The following is a 15,939-nucleotide window of genomic DNA, read 5'->3' as shown; positions in this document are numbered from 1 at the left end:
TTGGGGTGACGGTGAAGGTGGGGAGAGAGGCTTCCCGCCCCCGTCGCAGGAGAATTTGAGATGCTCGATCAAGGGTTCCATGCGCGAAAGGCGACACCGACGAAGTGCTTTGACGCCGATGCCTTCCCCGCGCCCAATCCCGATCTGCCCTTCGTTCTGAAACTTGTCGCCCCGGATAGGGGCGCGGCAATGGCCGGGCTGGACCGCCCGGTCGAGCTTGACCGCTATGCGTCGCTCGCTGACGCGATGTTCGCTGCGGTCGTGTTGGCACAGGAAGTCGGCGCCGATGTTGCCCCGCATATGATGGTGATCCTCGATCGTGAAGAGCGGCTCGTGCTGGCGGGAGAGTTGGCGGACGGCGCGATTGCCTGGTGCAACCCGGTCCTCTCCGCGCCCGAGGCCCGTTCGGTGTTGCGCGAGGCGAGCGGCTTGCGTGCGCGGGCGAGCCAGGCGGCCGGATGGCGCGAACATGGGTTCGTGGCGCATCTGCGCCGTCGCGCGGATCAACTCGAGGGACGTCTTGTCGATCCGCTCTGGCGTGCCATCGCCGCCCGCGCGCTGCAGGTTGCGGCGTGAAAACCGAGAGATCGAGAAGGGCAGGGGGGCTTAGGGCGTCGCCGGGGGAGAGATCGCCCGGTCCGGCGTTCCCCCTTTTCCCGAACCGGAGTTGACCCGATGACCATGACCGAAGTCCCCCTGCGCGCCGCAGATGGCGCCTTCGGCCGTCGATCTGGCCCGGATCTTTGCCGCGCCGCTGACGTGACCGATCCCGCCTATCTGCGCCTCGGCCTGCCGGTGACGGCATCGCCGCTGGCCGTCCTTCGCGCGGCGGTCCGGGCGCTTCATTCCGATACCCGCGCCGTTCGGGGGTTTCGGGCGGCGCGCAAGCGGTTTTACCGGCAGATGCTTTGTGCCCATGCGGCGCGTCAGGCCGCAGGCGACCAGCGCACCGGCTGAGCGCGCCCGCCCATCGTTTCGTTCCAATCCAGCGCCCGGCCCCTTGGCCGGGCATTTCACTCTCAGGAGGTTCCCATGGCGGACTACTTCACCCATTTTTCGTGCCTGATCGATGTCGGGACGGCCGAAAAGGCCGCCCGCGCGCTCGCGCTGTTTGCGGATTTGCGCGCGGCCGATCAGGACGCCGACGACCCGGAGGTCGCGGGCTTCGATCTCGCGCTTCAGGATGCACCCGAGGGCAGCATCCTCTGGATCCATGACGACGAACACGGCGATGTCGAGGCTGTGATCCGCTTCGTGCTGCGCCTCGCCGAAGACCTCGACCTCACCGGCCTCTGGGGCTTCCAATATGCCCTGACCTGTTCCCGGCCCCGCCTCGATGCCTTCGGCGGCGGCGCGCATGTCATCGATCTGGGCGCGCGCAAATCCATCGGTTGGACCAGCACCGAGGAATGGCTGACCGCGGCGCTGAACGGCGAGGACATCGATGCCTGAGGTTATCTGCACCACCGTCTACCAGTTCCCTGAACTCTCGGATGCCGCCAAGGAGAAAGCGCGCAGCTGGTATCGCGACCTCGCGCCCTATGACGATTGGTGGGACGCGGTCTATGAGGATTTCGAGCGGATCTGCGAGATCCTCGGCATCCGCCTGAAGACCACGCCCGTCCGCCTGATGGGCGGCGGGACGCGGGCCAAGCCCTGCATCTGGTTCTCCGGGTTCTGGAGCCAGGGGGATGGCGCCTGCTTCGAGGGCTACCTCCACAACGCCAAGGGTGCCGCCGCGCGCATTCGGGACTACGCGCCGACCGACGCGACGCTGCACGGCATTGCCGACCGGCTCCAGGCCATCCAGCGCCGGAACTTCTATCAGCTCGCCGCCGAGGCGACCCATCGCGGACGCTACTACCACGAATATACCATGTCCGTGGATGTCACGCGCGACAGCCCAACCTGTCAACCGCCCACCGAGGATGCCGAGGAGATCGTGGCCGAGGCGCTGCGCGATCTGGCCCGCTGGCTCTACCGCCAGCTTCAGGCCGAATACGATCACCTCACCTCGGATGAGGTGATCGAAGAGGGGATCATCGTCAACGCGTATACCTTCACCGAAGAGGGGCGGCGCTTCGGGTGACGCCGCACGGTTGAAAGCTGTCAGAAAACCGCGTATATTTCTGACAAAGGAGCGATCATGGAGCGCATGGCTGAGAGCATTCTGAACGTTGCCGCGGCGCTGCCGGAGGGGGTGCCCTTGGCAGCGAAGAGCCTGTTGCACCTCGGCTCGCGCGCGGCGGTCGATCAGACGCTATCGCGTCTGGCGGCACGCGGCGAGTTGATCCGAGCGGGACGCGGCATCTACATGCGCCCGGTCCAGACCCGCTTTGGGCCGCGCAGCCCGTCGGCCGAACAGGCGATTGAAGCGCTGGCTGTTCAGCGTGGCGAGACGATTGTGCCGAGCGGTGCTGCCGCTGCGAACGCTCTGGGCCTGACGACGCAGGTGCCGGTCAAATCGGTTTACCTGACTTCCGGTCGAAGCCGTGTGCTGAACCTTGGTCGGCAGGCTGTTGAACTGCGTCATGCGCCGCGCTGGCAGTTGGTTCTTGGAAACAAAATATCGGGCCAGGCCGTCCGAGCGCTGGCTTGGCTTGGACCGGATGAAGCTCCGATGGCCCTGCAAATCCTGCGATCCAAGCTCACGGAGGCGGCAAAGACCGAACTGGTTTCCGCCGCGCCTCAGTTCCCGACTTGGCTGGCTCGATTGGTCGGAAAAATGGTCCATGGCTGAGGAATTCCTTCGCCTCAGGTGATCCAGGTGGATCTGGATCAGCGTTTCGGGTGAGCAGAAAGCATGACGGTGGGTTCATGTGATCTTTACAGGCGGTCCATATGGTCTATATTGAAGCCGATGGAGGACGCCATGTACGTCGCAGAGAAAATCCGGGAACCCGCACAGATCAACGCCGTCGCGCTGAAGGCCTATGCCCGCGTGGCCGATGCCTGGGGTCTCAGCCTGAAGGAAGCGGCTGGCCTTGCCGACATGTCAGAGAGCACGTGGAAGCGTGCGAAGAAGCCGGCGTTTGCGGGGGAGCTCACCAAGGATCAGCTTTTGCGGTTGAGCGCCGTCATCGGCATCTACAAATCGCTTGAGCTCTATTTCTCCGAGCCGCTCGCGCGCAGCTGGTTCACCCGACCGAACACCGGTCCGCTGTTTGGGGGCAGCCGCCCAGTCGACACCGCCATCGACGGGGGCTTGCCGCAGATCCTTGCCGTGCGGAGCTATCTTGATGCGTTGCGTGGTGGGGCATGAAGCGGACCGAGATTTCCGATCGTGGTCTCGTTCGTCTCTTGCCCGCAACGTACCACAAGCCACCTACGCTGCGCGGACTCGTCGATAACGATGACGAGATGGAGATCCTCGCGGAAATCGAGGGGCTGACAAGCGGCCGGCTTTTGGCTGAACGTGGCCGAAACCCGCATCTGGACCCGCGCGAGCTTGCTTGGCAGCGCCGCAGCCGAGATCTCAGAATCTATGGCGACAGCCACGTCAACGCGGCTTTCACTTACACTCGAGCCGGTGGAAACCGGTTCAACTCGGAAGAACGTGGTGCCTGGTATTGCGCTTGGGACGTTATGGTTTCCGTCAGTGAGGTTGCCTGGCATCGCACACGGGAACTCGGCTTTACCGGCTGTTTCGAGGACAGCGCCCGCTATGTGGAACTGCTTGCGGATTTTATCGGGGCATTTGATGACATCTCCGATGAGCCGGATCATCCCGCACTTCATCCGGAGCCGGAAGTTGGTTATCCGGAGGGGCAAAGCCTCGCGCAGCATCTCCGTCGAGCGGGTTCCCGAGGCCTGATTTACCCCTCGGTGCGGGCACCAGCTCCAAGAGGCAATTGTCTGGTATGTTTCGAGCCGCGAGCAATCCAGAACGTTCGGCCGGGCGCGTCTTGGGACCTTGTTTGGGATGGGACGCCGCACTACGCAATCATGGCGGTCGGCTGATCGGTCGAAAAGTAATTGTCGCGGAGGCACGTAAAGATGGCAACACCCGATATCGAAAGCCCTGACCGCACCGATCTCAAGAAGATCGACAATGAGTGTTTCTTTGAGGCGATAGACTCGCTGCCTTCGCCGACCGAAGCCCTGCGCTCGGCCTTTCGTCGGGCGAAAACGCGGTCATTTTGCCGAAAAACAGGGCTTCCAACCACCGACTGAGTTCACCGGTCTTCTGTGATTCCCATAGACGCGACGAGGATGGCGAAGGCTCGGCTCGCCTGGTCAATGATCGCCATTGCAACGTCGAAGAGCTCGGGCAAGCGGCTTGGTTGAGGGGTGTTCATTCAGATCGCGAGGGGAAGCTCGTATCCGGCGAGATCGGAGAACTTCTTGGCGACGGCGGTGACGGCGTCTTTGCTCACATCCATCTCGTCGATGAACGAGTGCTGCAGTTTGGGCGAAACCTCCGACAGGAAGGTGAACACGCTGCAATCGCAGGACTCGGCACTCCTGATATCGGCGATCTTCTCGGCAAGCTCTGCAGCCGTCAACAGCACACCGTAGGGCGCGCTGACTGTCGACATCACCTTTGCTGCAACCGAGGCCATGGCATCAACTCTGTACGGATTTCTGGTCCGTCAATGTAGTCGATGCCCCCCAACAAAGCAATTAAGCCCTTTCGGGTGGAAACGGCGGTGCAAAATTAGGCCACGGTAGCGGCGGGATCGTCTCGCTGCGGGCGGAGTAAAATCCTGCCACTTTTCCCTTCTTGCGGCAGCAGGGAGGGTGGGGAGATTTATACCGTGGAACTTTACAAGAAGGTTCGCTTGGCGTGTGCCGAGGGCATGAGCGCGCGGGCGGCGGCGAAGCATTTCAACATTTCGCGCGGGACGGTTGAGAAGATGTTGGCCTTCTCGGTGCCGCCTGGCTACCGGCGGGACAAGCCGATCAGGCGGCCGAAGCTGGACGGGTTCACCGAGTTCATTGACGCCTGGCTTGAAGCCGACAAGGCGGTGCATCGCAAGCAGCGTCATACGGCCAAGCGGATATGGGAACGGCTTCAGGCCGAGCATGGCTTCACCGGCGGCTATACGATCGTCAAGGATTACGTGCGTGAGCGTGAGCGGCGGACACGGGAGATGTTCGTGCCACTGGCCCATCCGCCGGGCCATGCTCAGGCCGATTTTGGCGAAGCGGTCGTCGTCATCGCCGGTGTCGAGCAGAAGGCGCATTTCTTTGTCATCGACCTGCCGCACAGCGATGCCTATTTCGTCCGGGCCTATCCGGCGGCGACGGCGGAGGCCTGGATAGACGGGCATGTCCGCGCCTTTGCCTTCTTCGGCGGGGTGCCGCAGTCGGTGCTCTACGATAACGACCGCTGCCTGGTCTCGAAGATCCAGCCAGATGGCACGCGCATCCGCGCCACGCTGTTCAGCGGCTTGCAGTCGCATTACCTGTTTCGGGATCGCTATGGTCGGCCCGGGAAGGGGAACGACAAGGGCGCTGTCGAGGGGATGGTCGGCTACGCCCGCCGCAACCACATGGTGCCGATCCCCCACTTTGCCAGTTGGGACGCCTTCAACGCCGACCTTGAAGGGCAGTGCTGCGCACGCCTCACGCGCATTCTTCGGGGTCACAAGGAGACGATCGGCGAGAGGCTGCAGCGCGATCTGGCGGCGATGCGCCCATTGCCTACTGCCCCGTTCGACGCCTGCGACCAAGCGAGCGGCAGGGTCAGCTCGCAGTCGCTCGTGCGCTATGACACCAACGATTACTCGGTCCCGGTCGCCTATGGCCATCAGGATGTCTGGATCCGCGGCTATGTCGATGAGGTCGTGATCGGCTGTCGCGGGGAGGTGATCGCCCGACACCCGCGCTGTTACGATCGCGAGGACATGATCTTCGACCCGGTTCACTACCTCCCGCTGATCGAGCGCAAGATCAATGCCTTGGACCAGGCTGCGCCTCTGGCGGAATGGGACCTGCCCGAAGAGTTCCAGACTTTGCGCCGCCTGATGGAGGCGCGCATGCTCAAGATGGGGCGCCGCGAGTATGTGCAGGTGCTGCGGCTGCTTGAGACCTTTGGCATGGATGACCTGCATGCCGCCGTGAAGAAGGCCCTGAAGCTGGGCGCGGTCGGCTTTGACGCCGTGAAGCACCTCGTGCTTTGCCAGGTCGAGAAGCGCCCCCCAAGGCTTGATCTCGATGTCTACCCCTACCTGCCGCGGGCGAACGTCGAGACGACGCGTGCGGCCAGCTACATGGCCTTGATGTCGGAGGCGGCGGAATGAGCGAGGCTCCGAAGATCCTGCTTGCCCACCATCTGAAGACGCTGAAGCTGCCCACCTTCCTGCGGGAACACGAGAAGGTTGCGCGCCAATGCGCCGCCGAAGGGTTGGACCATGTCCAATTCCTGTCGCGCCTCGTTGAACTGGAACTCATTGACCGCGAGCGGCGGATGGTCGAGCGCCGCATCAAGGCTGCGAAGTTCCCGGCCACCAAAAGCCTCGACAGCTTCGACTTCAAGGCGATCCCGAAGCTGAACAAGATGCAGGTGCTGGAACTGGCGCGCTGCGAATGGATCGAACGGCGTGAGAACGTGATCGCCCTTGGCCCCAGCGGAACCGGCAAGACCCACATTGCCTTGGGCCTCGGGTTGGCGGCCTGCCAGAAGGGCATGTCTGTCAGCTTCACCACCGCCGCCGCGCTGGTCAACGAGCTGATGGAGGCGCGAGACGAACGTCGGCTGCTGCGCGTCCAGAAGCAGATGGCTGCCGTCAAGCTGCTGATCATCGACGAGCTCGGGTTCGTGCCCCTGTCAAAGACCGGCGCCGAGCTGCTTTTTGAGATGATCTCCCAGCGCTACGAGCGCGGTGCCACGCTGATCACCAGCAATCTGCCCTTCGATGAATGGACCGAGACCTTCGGCACCGAGCGGCTGACCGGCGCGCTCCTCGACCGGTTGACCCACCACGTCAACATCCTCGAGATGAACGGCGAAAGCTATCGCCTCGCGCAAAGTCGCGCGCGCAAGACCGGCGACAACACCTGATCCAAAGTATCAGACTTGGACCTGACGGTCCAAGGCGGCCAGTCACCCGCAAGCTATATGGAGAGCGCGGCTGACTGGCCGCCGCCCATCAGCCGCGTCTCGCGCAAACCCAAAGTGGCCCAATTTTGCGCCGCCCCGTGGCCCAATTTTACTCCGCCGTTGACATCTTGGTGTAGCGTGCATCCAGTAGAAGAACCGGCCAATGTACCAACCCTGAAAAGGTAGAAGTAGGGCTGCCATTGCGAAGCCTAGCAAAAGGGCCCAATCGATTTGGGCTACTGCGTCCACTCTATGCCAGCCGAACTCCGGTGCCACCAGGCGGAGCCACACCGTTATCGTCGAGCTTACAAAGGCGACGTCACGGATTGAGTGCAGGCGTCGCCGCAAGGCGGTGAACTGCTCACGATCAAAGGCCTCGCGTGCTGCGATGAGGCGGACACGCAAGTCCATTAGGGCTGTCAGCCACTTTGGGCTCCTTTCCACTTCAGCTTCATGAGGCAGTGGTGCTGAACGGCTATGATCTGCTTCAGTGTCGGGCGCGAGTAAGTCGACTTGCATCTTATGCCGGACATCGCGCGCCACGGTGATGCCCATTTCACGCTTGCCGAGCTCATAGTTCGCATATCCTTCTCGGGACAGGTCCAAGAGCTCCGCAAATTCCGCTTGGGTCAGCCCGCGGCCGCGCCGAATCGTACGTAGGTGGCGCCCTACATTTTGCAGGAACAGGACATCTCTTCTTGATCTGGCTTTAGGTCGCATAGGCCTATCTCTCGTTCTTAGAGCGCACACTCGACCCCAAAAATGCGGAAAAGTACTGTTTTTGTTAAGCGGTTTCTTCTCAACGAGAACATCGAATTATGCGGACGCATGTTCGCGCTATTGCGCACAAGTGTCCGCACGCCGAAGCGCACCGAAGGCCGCATGAGCATTGAGCTTTGCGAGCTAAGTTGCTTACCAAAGGCCTACCGACTGCGATGGTCCGGTGGAGGTTCTAAATTGCCAAACGAAACGCGCGCAAAGCATGAGCGGCTCAAGGCTGAGCTGCGCATCCGCGGAACCTCGCTGTCCGGGATCGGGCGGGCATTAGGCGTCTCAAGCGCAGCCATGTCGATGGTCAGCATTGGGAAGAACCGTTCGGTCAAAATTGAAACTGCAATCGCTCAAGCGCTCGAGACGACCCCCGAGCAGCTTTGGCCAGAGAGGTACAAAGATCCATAACCCATAGAAAAGCAAAAGCCGCCAGCGTGCTCGAACACAAAGGCGGCTTCGCAGAAAATGTTGTCGTTTAGCTCCGACAGCCTTTTCTCCTTTAAATCCCAAGCTCTGTCAAGGCGGACCGCCTCCGTCAACGATGGCGCTTGTCCAGGCTTCAGGAGAAGACCATGCTTACAGATACGCATCGCCGTGTTCAGATGCTTTTGAAAGGCAGACTCAACAACACCCAGATCGCCGATCTGACAAACTGCTCACGCGCAACCGTTCGTACCTGGCGCGAACGGTTGAAAGATTGTGATCTCGCCCCAAACGCGATCAGCGAGTTGTCGGAAACCGAGTTGCGGCGCTTGGTGGCGCCAGGGGTGTTCAGCCGCAAACAGGATCTGGCAGAGCCAGATTTCGACAAGATCCGGTTCGAGGTCGATGAGCGCAGCGTCAGGCTGAAAACGCTCTACATCGACTATCGACAGGGCGTTCCAGACGGCTTTCGCGCGATGTCACGGACCACATTCTACCGCACTGTCGCGCAAATGGCGGACAAGAAGGATGTCACCCTTTCCTTCGATTATGAGCCCGGCGAGATGATCCAGGCCGATTTCGTGGGAAGAAAGAAGCTCAAACAGCCTCTGTTGCTCGATGAGGGTGGGTCTGAGCGGGACTATGAGGTCTTCTGTGCAGCCAGTGCCAAGAGCCGTAAGATCTTCGTTTGCGCGTTGGAAAGTCAGGCAACCGTCCCAGTTTTGGGCGTCATGGTCAGAATGCTTGAATACTTCGGCGGCGTCCCGGTCTTGGTGACGATCGACAATTTCAAAGCAGCCGTTGCCGTGCCGCGACGTGGAGCCGAGGAGGCGACAATCACCAGTGAATTCGCGGCATTCGCAGATTACTACGGGTTCAGCTTCATCGCCACCCGGGTTCGCAAACCCCGAGACAAGGGGATCGTCGAGAATGCAGTTGGTATCGTCCAGGATGATGTATTGGCGCCCCTGCGGAACCGCCGTTTCTTCTCGCTTGCGGAGATGAATGCGGCCCTGTCAGACCGCGTCACACAGTTGAACGAGCGCCCCATGCGAGGGCATGGCGATGCCAGCAGAAACGATCTCTTTTCTAGGTCTGACTTTTCCGGATATCAGCCGTTGCCTTCCAGAGGCTACGAGGTTGGGCGATACATCCTGAAACTACGCGCCGGGCGCGACTATCATGTCGAAGTGGAGGGAAGCAGATATTCCGTGCCCTGGCATTTTGCGGGCGAACTTCTCAATGTGAAGATTACGCCAACGTCTGTTCATCTCATCCATGAGGGACGGACCGTTGCGACACATCCACGTCACGATCAGGCCGCGGGACCGATCACAACGCCAACGCATATGCCCGCAGCCCACGCAGCCGGTGCGTTGACACGGCTTGCAGGTATGAAGCGCTATGTCGCCGAAATCGGCCCGAACGCGGAGGCGCTGATCGACGCCCATTTTCGCGCAAACAAGAAGCCCGCGTTGACGGCAACGGCCGCTATCAATCTTCGTGCCTTGGCAGAGCGCTACCCGGCCGAGCGCGTCGAAAATGCCTGTGAACTCGCTATTTCGATCAAGAAGGCCAATGTCAGAAAAGTCGAGGCAATCCTCGTTGCCGGTCTCGATGCCGACGAGACAGAAGCTGTGATCAACACCCGTCCCGTGGCTCAAAGGAATATTCGAGGAGCAGGATACTTTGCCGAGCTCATCAATAGTGCGCGGGAGGGCTGAACGATGTCTGAGGCACAGCTCTTTAACCTGCTGCACGAGTTGCGCCTCGCCGGATTCCGCGCGGAGCTCGAGCATCAATTGCAGCACCCAAGCTACGCCGATCTGCCCTTTCGGGATCGCCTTCTTCAGCTTCTACAAGCGGAAACTACGCGTAGATACCGGAACAAGATCGACCGGCTTCTGAAGGCGGCTCTTTTCAAATACCAGGCGGAACCTGAAGACATTGACTACCAGCACAGTCGCAACCTTGATAAATCGGAAGTCTTGGGGCTCCTTTCTTGTGACTGGATCGCCCGGCAACAGAACCTTGTTCTGACAGGGGCTTCAGGAACTGGCAAAACGTGGCTCGCGTGCGCATTTGGCGTCGCGGCAGTTCGGCGCGAATATTCCGCCGCATACTTCCGCGCTGGTCGTCTGGCGGAGGTCGTCAAATTCGCGCGCCTTGACGGGACGATTGGCAAGTTTCGAAAAAGGCTCTCACACCTTGACGTGCTTATCGTCGACGATTTCGTGTACCGGGGCACGGTTATGAGACAGCGCGTTGCGCTGGTCATGCCGCCATTTTGAACCCTTTGGCGGCGTCGGTTTCAAGGGCCTTCTGTTCGGCCCTGATCTGATCGGGCGTTTTGTAGCCGTGCCGTTCCCGCAGCCATGATGCGTTGTATCGCGCGGCGAAGGCGGCCAAAGCATGCCTGAGCTCTTCGACGGTCACAAAATGGCGGACCCAGAGCAGTTGCTCCTTGAGGGTGCGTATGGCCCGTTCGGCCACCCCATTGCCCTCGGGCTGGCGCACGAAAGCTGGTGAACTGGTGATCCCGAAGCATTTGATCTCGCTCTGGAAGTCTTCTGACATGTAGTTCGATCCGTGGTCGTGCCGCAGGATCAGGCCGAGGGCCGTATCCGGCCCGATACAGCCGAAGTGCCGGGTGACGCCCTGACGGATCGGTTCCAGCGCCTCCCACCGGCTGGCACTTGAAGACGCATGGGTGCCGACGAACTCGCCCGAGCAATGATCCACCGCGATGAACACGTAGGCCCGTCCCTCCCCGATGGTGACCGTCTGGGTCATGTCCGTGCCCCAGACCTGATCGACCCGCTCAGTGACGATCGTCCCGTCATGGGGATGCGCATCCCGCTGGACGGGTCGCTGAGGTGCCAGAAGGTCGTTCTCCTTCATGACCCGCCGCACCCGACGGGGGGCGGTACAGACGCCCAGATGCCGAAGCCGCGCCCATATCTTCCGGTAGCCTTCCCCGGAAAACGGCGAGGCTTCGATGATGGCCTCGATATGCTCCAGAAGCGCGCTGTCGCTGCAGGCCCCCTCCGGACCACGACGACGTGGCGGCCGCGCCTCATTGGCGGCATTGCCCGTAACACGATGCCGGTACACCGTCGCCCGGGGGACCCCCCAGATGTTGCAGACACGCGTCGTCCCGTAGCGCCGGTGCGTGGAGATCGAGTGCGCCTGGCTCATGTCCTCGACCTCCGCCGGGCCAAAGGGCGGCCGCCCTCCAGCTTGTCGATCTTCGCGTACAGCAACTCGTTGGCCATGGTGATCTCGCCCACCTTGGCCTGCAGCCGCGCAATCTCGTCGTCACGCTCATCGCGCTCGCGTTCCTTCAGCGCACTCTCGGCCGCCATGAGCACCCGGTCGCGCCATTCGGACAGCCGGTGAACCGGAACGTTCAGGTCCCGCGACACCGCCTCCAAGCTCTCACCCCGCATGAGCCGCTGAACCGCCACGAGTTTGCGCTTCGCCGAAAGGCGCCTGGCAGGACCGGCCACGGCCCCGCCGTCGCCAGCGTGATGGGCGCGCGCCGACGGGGCCGTGGCCTCCGTCGCACCTGAGGTGTCGTCGATCTTCTTGTCCATGCTCTACTCCCCTTTCCTGAGAGAAATAGCGCTCCGAACTGTCTCAAGAAACCGTGCACCAGCCCATCGTCGACGATTTCGCTCTCAGCCCAATGAGTAAACAAGAGCTGACCGATCTCTTCGAGATCATCGAGGATCGCTCGACGCGCAGTTCGACGATCATGACCGCACAGCGGGCTCCCGAGGAATGGTACGACTTCATCGGCGATCCGCTGCTTGCTGACGCCTTCATGGACCGTGTCAGAAGCCGCGCCCACTTTCTGCTGTTGAAGGGCAGGTCGATGCGCTGACAAATTGACCGGGCAATCTTAATAAGACTGTCCGGTCAAACCTATGAGAAGGGGGTGAGCAAGTAGTTGAGATTTTGCATTTGGGCAGCAGCCTACTATCTGGTACGAGATTTGGCGTCAAAGCCCTCCGATACGTATCTTTTTCATCGACAGAGAGAACGGGTGGTTCCGTTGGCCATGAGTTGGGGCATTCATTTGCTCCGTAGGCTTGCGGCGCGGATTACTGAGTATCTGGCCAAACGGGCGCTACGCCGCCGCCCGGGCTATCTTCTCGTTCCACTGCAGGTTTCGAGCGACAGTCAACTTCAAGTGGCATCGCGCGGTTGGTCAACGTCAAGGTTGATTGATGCGAGCCTGATGGCGCTTCGAGCCAACCCCAATACTCCCCTGGTGGTATTCAAATTGCACCCTCTCGAGCGTGGGAGTGCTGCATCTAAGCGCCTCATCCTTCGCAGAGCGGCCGAAATGGGCGTTGACCGTCATCGGATACGTATCCTGCACTCAGGGCGTATGGGCGAGTTGACCAAGCAGTCGAGCGGCATGGTCGTCATCAACTCCACGTCCGCCTTTTCTGCGCTTCGCCATGGTGTCCCGGTTCTTGTCTTGGGAGATGCTGTATTCCGGCATGACGCGCTCGTGACACTTGGCGAATCCGAGGCAGACGTGGCGTCGTTCTTCAAGATCAGGCACGCGAAATCGCGCCTTCTGGTCGATGCGTTTGTTGCGGAGCTCAAGTCGCAGAGCCTCATCCCGGGCGACTTCTATGTGTCGAGCGGTCGGCAGGTCGCCATTTCTGGGATTATCGACAGATTAAAGCAGCGTCAGCACTTGTCCTGCATCCCCGAGAGGGCTCGCGAATGATTGGGGTCCGTGTGCACGAGGCGGTGTATTTGGTCACGCTGGCATCACTTCTCGCTGGCTGTACGGCGATGCCCGCCTTCGGGCCGGATGCGAGGGCCATCACCAGTGACGTTGCCGACGGACAGGCAGAGGATCGGGACGCGCTACCGTTTCAAGTCGTCGAAGTCACCGCCGCCACCTTGCCAGTTGTGTCAGAGTCACAAGCAAGATTTCCGGCGTCGTTCCGAACTCAGCAATATCGTGCCTCGGACGAAGTCGTTGGCGTTGGCGATTACCTTGAAGTCCGCATTTGGGAAGTCGCCGAGGATGGTCTGTTTGCCTCAGCTGGCAATCGCGAGACCGTTTTGAATGTGCAGGTTTCGAACTCCGGCAATATCAGCGTTCCCTATGCCGGCAACATCGCAGCACGAGGTCTTACCACTGCTGAACTCCGCAGCGAGCTACTGGCTCGATACTACGGGCAGGCCGTAGAACCGGAAATCGCTGTTGCGATCACGTCGACGGAAGCCAGATCAGCCACTGTGTTGGGTAATGTCCGAAGCGCGGGGCGTATTGAAATACCACCGCGCGGGATTCGGCTGCTTGATCTCCTCGCAAGCACCGGAGGCGTGTCCCAAGCCCCCTGGGAAGTTCTGGTTTCCGTACAACGCGGATCAGCCTCCACATCACTTCTACTCTCGGACATCGTCCGAAGCTCGACGAACAACATCGTTATTCTGCCTGGTGACACGGTGCATGTCTCTCATGAACCGCGACGCTTCGCAGTTTACGGAGGTGTGAGCCGGCCAGCCAATATCGAAATTCCCGTGGAAGATGCTCATCTCGCGTATCTTCTCGCAGAAGTCGGGGGCCTCAACGATCGAGTAGCGCAGACACGATCGGTATTCGTGTTTCGACCTTCTGCGACTGCCGGATTGGCTACAGTCTATAAGTTTGACTTCTCTCGGCCTGACGCACTTCTTCTCGCAAGCGCGTTCAGGCTTATGCCCACTGACATAACGTACGTAGCTTCCGCCGACGCTGCTGATTTCAATCGCTTTGTGTCGATCATGCTGTCGCCGCTTCTAGGAGCGGCGCGTAGCGTAGGCTCTTTAGGAAACTGACCAATGAACGAAATACAAGACGCGCGAATATTTTCAGATGCTGTACAGTTGCCCGCTATTGGTAATCTGACCGTTGGCGTTATCGGTTTGGGATATGTCGGCCTTCCGTTGGCCGCTGCGTTCGGCAAGAAAATTCCAACAATTGGTTTTGACCTGCATTCCCCAAGTGGCGTGTCGTTTGAGGTGAAGATCGCCTGTATCCGAGCGCTAGACAAGGATTTTCTGCCGCAAGCGGCACCTGCGGTCGCGCAGACTGCTGGATCTGGACGGATCAGACCGCGAAGCCGCTGTTTCCTTGCCCAGGGGCGGCGTTTTTCAGCGCAGCGGACAGATCTGTCCAGCCGCTTTCGTTCAGTTTGAGCGTGGATCGCGATCATGCGCATAGCGGTGGCGCTCGCAATCGGCGGATAGCGGCGAGGATGGCGCGTACCATCGTGCCGGTGACAGCGACCTCGGCCAGCTGGAAGGTGATGGTGCGGGCGTGACGGACCACACGTGCCCCGATCTTGATCAGCTTCAGTTGCAGGCTGGTCAACGACCAGTCGGCCATGGCCTCGGGCAGCTCGATGCAGTGCAAGAAGGTGGCCAGGTTGTACGCCAGGGCGTGCAGTTGCAGCCGCACCTCATTGTCGCGGAACTTCCGGCACGACAGCCGCGTCCAGCGAAAGGCGTATTTGCCCTCTTTGATGTGCTGCTCGGCGGTGCCGCGCTGGTTGTAGAACCGCACCACCCAGTCCGGCTCCATCGGCAGGTTGGTGACGATGAAGCCGACACGCGGGAACAGTTCGCCCGGATGCCATTCGATCTTGGCGATCACCCGGCGTTCCTTGTCCCAGGACGCCGCCTGATACTCGAATTCCTCGAAGAACCGCTTGACCTTGGTCAGTGACGGCCGCCCGACAGGGCGCGTTAGCCGATGCGCGATCTTGTCCTTGAGGACCGCGTTTGCGGGCAGCCGGATGGCGTAGAAGAACCGCGCTTCTTCCAATCGCTCATAGATCGCCGGGATCGCGTAGGCAGCATCGGCCCGGAAGAACCTGCCACCAAGGTCGCGCTCCGCGTAGCGCGCAATGACGGGGTCGAGAACATCACGCCAGCCATCGGCGCTGTGGACGTTGCCATGGCGCAGGGCGCAGCGTTCCAGCATCCCGAACTGGTTGAACAGAAAGTTGGGGTGATAGCAGCTACAGTCGAAATGGCCATTCCAGGCGGACCCTTCCTGGTCGCCATGGGTCGGGCTGACCGAGCTGTCCATGTCCAGAACGATGTACTTCAGCCCGTTACGGTCATGGAACCGGTCGATCCATTGCCCGTTCAGGTCGGCCAGCGCGGCACGGTTCCCGGCCAGAGCCAGCGTCTCGGTCTCGAACCGTCCCATCTGCGATGCCGAGGCCGCTTGTGCATCGACCGCTCTGCCGCCGACAACTTGGCGCATGACCGGATCGCAGGCGAGACGGTTGGCGTCGTTGACATCCTCGTATCCGGCCAGCCGCCCAAAGACTGATTGCCGGAACAGGCCGTCGAGCCGATGGACCGTGTTCTTGCCAGAGCGAGTATCGCGCAGCGCCGCTGACGCCAAATCGGACAACCCGAGCGCGTCATCAAGCTCGCGCATCACCAGAAGGCCGCCGTCGGAACTGAGCTGCGTGCCGCGAAATTCCAGCCGCACGCGAGGGTCGAAATCCACCCGATCTGCCCGTTGCAAGCCCGCACCCTCTGGGTGATCCATGAAACGCGCCCCTCGCAGCCTTCAACACCATGTTTTATATAGGAAATATAATGGTCAGGACAGCGAAATCAGCGCCTTACTTGGGAAATGTGGGTTTGACATAAACAGTGTTCGGATTGGG

20 protein-coding genes and 1 pseudogene are annotated in these 15,939 nt (G+C 60.8%); 17 read left to right on the top strand and 4 right to left on the bottom strand.

What is annotated here, in order from left to right; genetic code table 11:
- Window positions 1–60: 60 nt before the first annotated feature.
- The 8 genes from LPB142_RS17515 to LPB142_RS19220 all read left to right on the top strand — a co-directional run bounded on the left by LPB142_RS17515 (window position 61) and on the right by LPB142_RS19220 (window position 4,173).
- Window positions 61–576 (top strand): hypothetical protein, encoded by a 516-nt coding sequence (locus LPB142_RS17515; RefSeq protein WP_071167383.1) that lies wholly within the window; start codon window positions 61–63, stop codon window positions 574–576.
- A 99-nt stretch (window positions 577–675) separates the two neighbouring features.
- A complete protein-coding gene (locus tag LPB142_RS17510) occupies window positions 676–957 on the top strand; it encodes a hypothetical protein (protein ID WP_394328613.1) in 282 nt (93 codons plus the stop codon).
- 75 nt (window positions 958–1,032) lie between these two features.
- Window positions 1,033–1,452, top strand: coding sequence for a hypothetical protein (locus LPB142_RS17505; RefSeq protein WP_071167382.1), 420 nt, complete (start codon window positions 1,033–1,035; stop codon window positions 1,450–1,452).
- Window positions 1,445–2,089 carry an antitoxin of toxin-antitoxin stability system gene (locus LPB142_RS17500; protein WP_071167381.1) on the top strand — a complete coding sequence of 215 codons (645 nt, stop codon included), beginning with the start codon at window positions 1,445–1,447 and terminating at the stop codon, window positions 2,087–2,089. The genes LPB142_RS17505 and LPB142_RS17500 overlap by 8 nt, the downstream gene beginning before the upstream one ends.
- A 57-nt stretch (window positions 2,090–2,146) precedes the next feature.
- The gene (locus LPB142_RS17495; RefSeq protein ID WP_071167380.1) at window positions 2,147–2,740 is read left to right on the top strand and encodes a DUF6088 family protein; all 594 of its coding nucleotides are present in this window, start codon (window positions 2,147–2,149) and stop codon (window positions 2,738–2,740) included.
- Between the two features lie 120 nt (window positions 2,741–2,860).
- The gene (locus tag LPB142_RS17490) at window positions 2,861–3,262 is read left to right on the top strand and encodes an MbcA/ParS/Xre antitoxin family protein (protein ID WP_071167379.1); all 402 of its coding nucleotides are present in this window, start codon (window positions 2,861–2,863) and stop codon (window positions 3,260–3,262) included.
- The gene (locus LPB142_RS18760; RefSeq protein WP_083392800.1) at window positions 3,259–3,960 is read left to right on the top strand and encodes an RES family NAD+ phosphorylase; all 702 of its coding nucleotides are present in this window, start codon (window positions 3,259–3,261) and stop codon (window positions 3,958–3,960) included. The genes LPB142_RS17490 and LPB142_RS18760 overlap by 4 nt, the downstream gene beginning before the upstream one ends.
- Before the next feature lie 36 nt (window positions 3,961–3,996).
- Window positions 3,997–4,173 carry a hypothetical protein gene (locus LPB142_RS19220; RefSeq protein WP_156894461.1) on the top strand — a complete coding sequence of 59 codons (177 nt, stop codon included), beginning with the start codon at window positions 3,997–3,999 and terminating at the stop codon, window positions 4,171–4,173.
- Between the two features lie 125 nt (window positions 4,174–4,298).
- Here the strand turns inward: LPB142_RS19220 and LPB142_RS17485 are convergent, their stop codons facing one another.
- Window positions 4,299–4,562, bottom strand: coding sequence for a hypothetical protein (locus LPB142_RS17485; protein ID WP_071167378.1), 264 nt, complete (start codon window positions 4,560–4,562; stop codon window positions 4,299–4,301).
- A gap of 195 nt (window positions 4,563–4,757) precedes the next feature.
- Between LPB142_RS17485 and istA (LPB142_RS17480) the strand changes: the two genes are divergently transcribed.
- Together istA (LPB142_RS17480) and istB are read left to right on the top strand one after the other, a co-directional pair.
- A complete protein-coding gene (gene istA / locus LPB142_RS17480) occupies window positions 4,758–6,245 on the top strand; it encodes an IS21 family transposase (protein WP_071165182.1) in 1,488 nt (495 codons plus the stop codon).
- Window positions 6,242–7,006 (top strand): IS21-like element helper ATPase IstB, encoded by a 765-nt coding sequence (gene istB / locus LPB142_RS17475; RefSeq protein ID WP_071165181.1) that lies wholly within the window; start codon window positions 6,242–6,244, stop codon window positions 7,004–7,006. The genes istA (LPB142_RS17480) and istB overlap by 4 nt, the downstream gene beginning before the upstream one ends.
- Before the next feature lie 42 nt (window positions 7,007–7,048).
- Here istB and LPB142_RS19980 read toward each other — a convergent pair whose 3' ends face one another.
- A complete protein-coding gene (locus LPB142_RS19980) occupies window positions 7,049–7,765 on the bottom strand; it encodes a helix-turn-helix domain-containing protein (protein WP_083392792.1) in 717 nt (238 codons plus the stop codon).
- Window positions 7,766–7,807: 42 nt separating this feature from the next.
- On the opposite strand from LPB142_RS19980, the gene LPB142_RS18750 reads away from it, so the two are divergent.
- The 3 genes from LPB142_RS18750 (at window position 7,808) to LPB142_RS17465 (ending at window position 10,530) form a co-directional block, all read left to right on the top strand.
- On the top strand, window positions 7,808–8,224 hold the full coding sequence (locus LPB142_RS18750) for a helix-turn-helix domain-containing protein (protein ID WP_232231025.1): 417 nt from the start codon (window positions 7,808–7,810) through the stop codon (window positions 8,222–8,224).
- A 164-nt stretch (window positions 8,225–8,388) separates the two neighbouring features.
- Window positions 8,389–9,963 (top strand): IS21 family transposase, encoded by a 1,575-nt coding sequence (gene istA / locus LPB142_RS17470; protein ID WP_156894460.1) that lies wholly within the window; start codon window positions 8,389–8,391, stop codon window positions 9,961–9,963.
- A 3-nt stretch (window positions 9,964–9,966) separates the two neighbouring features.
- Complete coding sequence (locus LPB142_RS17465) at window positions 9,967–10,530, top strand: ATP-binding protein (RefSeq protein ID WP_071167323.1); 564 nt, start codon at window positions 9,967–9,969, stop codon at window positions 10,528–10,530.
- Here LPB142_RS17465 and LPB142_RS17460 read toward each other — a convergent pair.
- Window positions 10,514–11,748: pseudogene (locus LPB142_RS17460) on the bottom strand (IS3 family transposase). The gene LPB142_RS17465 and the pseudogene LPB142_RS17460 overlap by 17 nt on opposite strands.
- A 140-nt stretch (window positions 11,749–11,888) precedes the next feature.
- Here LPB142_RS17460 and LPB142_RS17450 point away from each other — a divergent pair.
- From LPB142_RS17450 to LPB142_RS18735, 4 genes are all read left to right on the top strand, one after another.
- Window positions 11,889–12,125, top strand: a complete 237-nt coding sequence (locus LPB142_RS17450; RefSeq protein WP_198037908.1) for an ATP-binding protein — start codon at window positions 11,889–11,891, stop codon at window positions 12,123–12,125.
- Window positions 12,126–12,191: 66 nt separating this feature from the next.
- Window positions 12,192–12,986, top strand: a complete 795-nt coding sequence (locus tag LPB142_RS18745) for a capsular polysaccharide export protein, LipB/KpsS family (protein ID WP_083392790.1) — start codon at window positions 12,192–12,194, stop codon at window positions 12,984–12,986.
- On the top strand, window positions 12,983–14,089 hold the full coding sequence (locus LPB142_RS18740) for a polysaccharide biosynthesis/export family protein (protein WP_083392789.1): 1,107 nt from the start codon (window positions 12,983–12,985) through the stop codon (window positions 14,087–14,089). Before LPB142_RS18745 ends, LPB142_RS18740 begins: the two co-directional genes overlap by 4 nt.
- A 3-nt stretch (window positions 14,090–14,092) precedes the next feature.
- On the top strand, window positions 14,093–14,449 hold the full coding sequence (locus tag LPB142_RS18735) for a hypothetical protein (RefSeq protein ID WP_156894452.1): 357 nt from the start codon (window positions 14,093–14,095) through the stop codon (window positions 14,447–14,449).
- 13 nt (window positions 14,450–14,462) lie between these two features.
- On the opposite strand, the gene LPB142_RS17440 is transcribed toward LPB142_RS18735, so the two are convergent.
- Window positions 14,463–15,818, bottom strand: coding sequence for an IS1380-like element IS1247 family transposase (locus tag LPB142_RS17440; protein WP_078527637.1), 1,356 nt, complete (start codon window positions 15,816–15,818; stop codon window positions 14,463–14,465).
- Between the last annotated feature and the right edge of the window lie 121 nt (window positions 15,819–15,939).

The organism is Rhodobacter xanthinilyticus, from assembly GCF_001856665.1.
In the GTDB taxonomy this organism is placed as follows: domain Bacteria; phylum Pseudomonadota; class Alphaproteobacteria; order Rhodobacterales; family Rhodobacteraceae; genus Rhodobacter; species Rhodobacter xanthinilyticus.
Note: the sequence above shows the minus strand (reverse complement) of the source record. Positions and strands in the feature narration are given on the sequence as shown.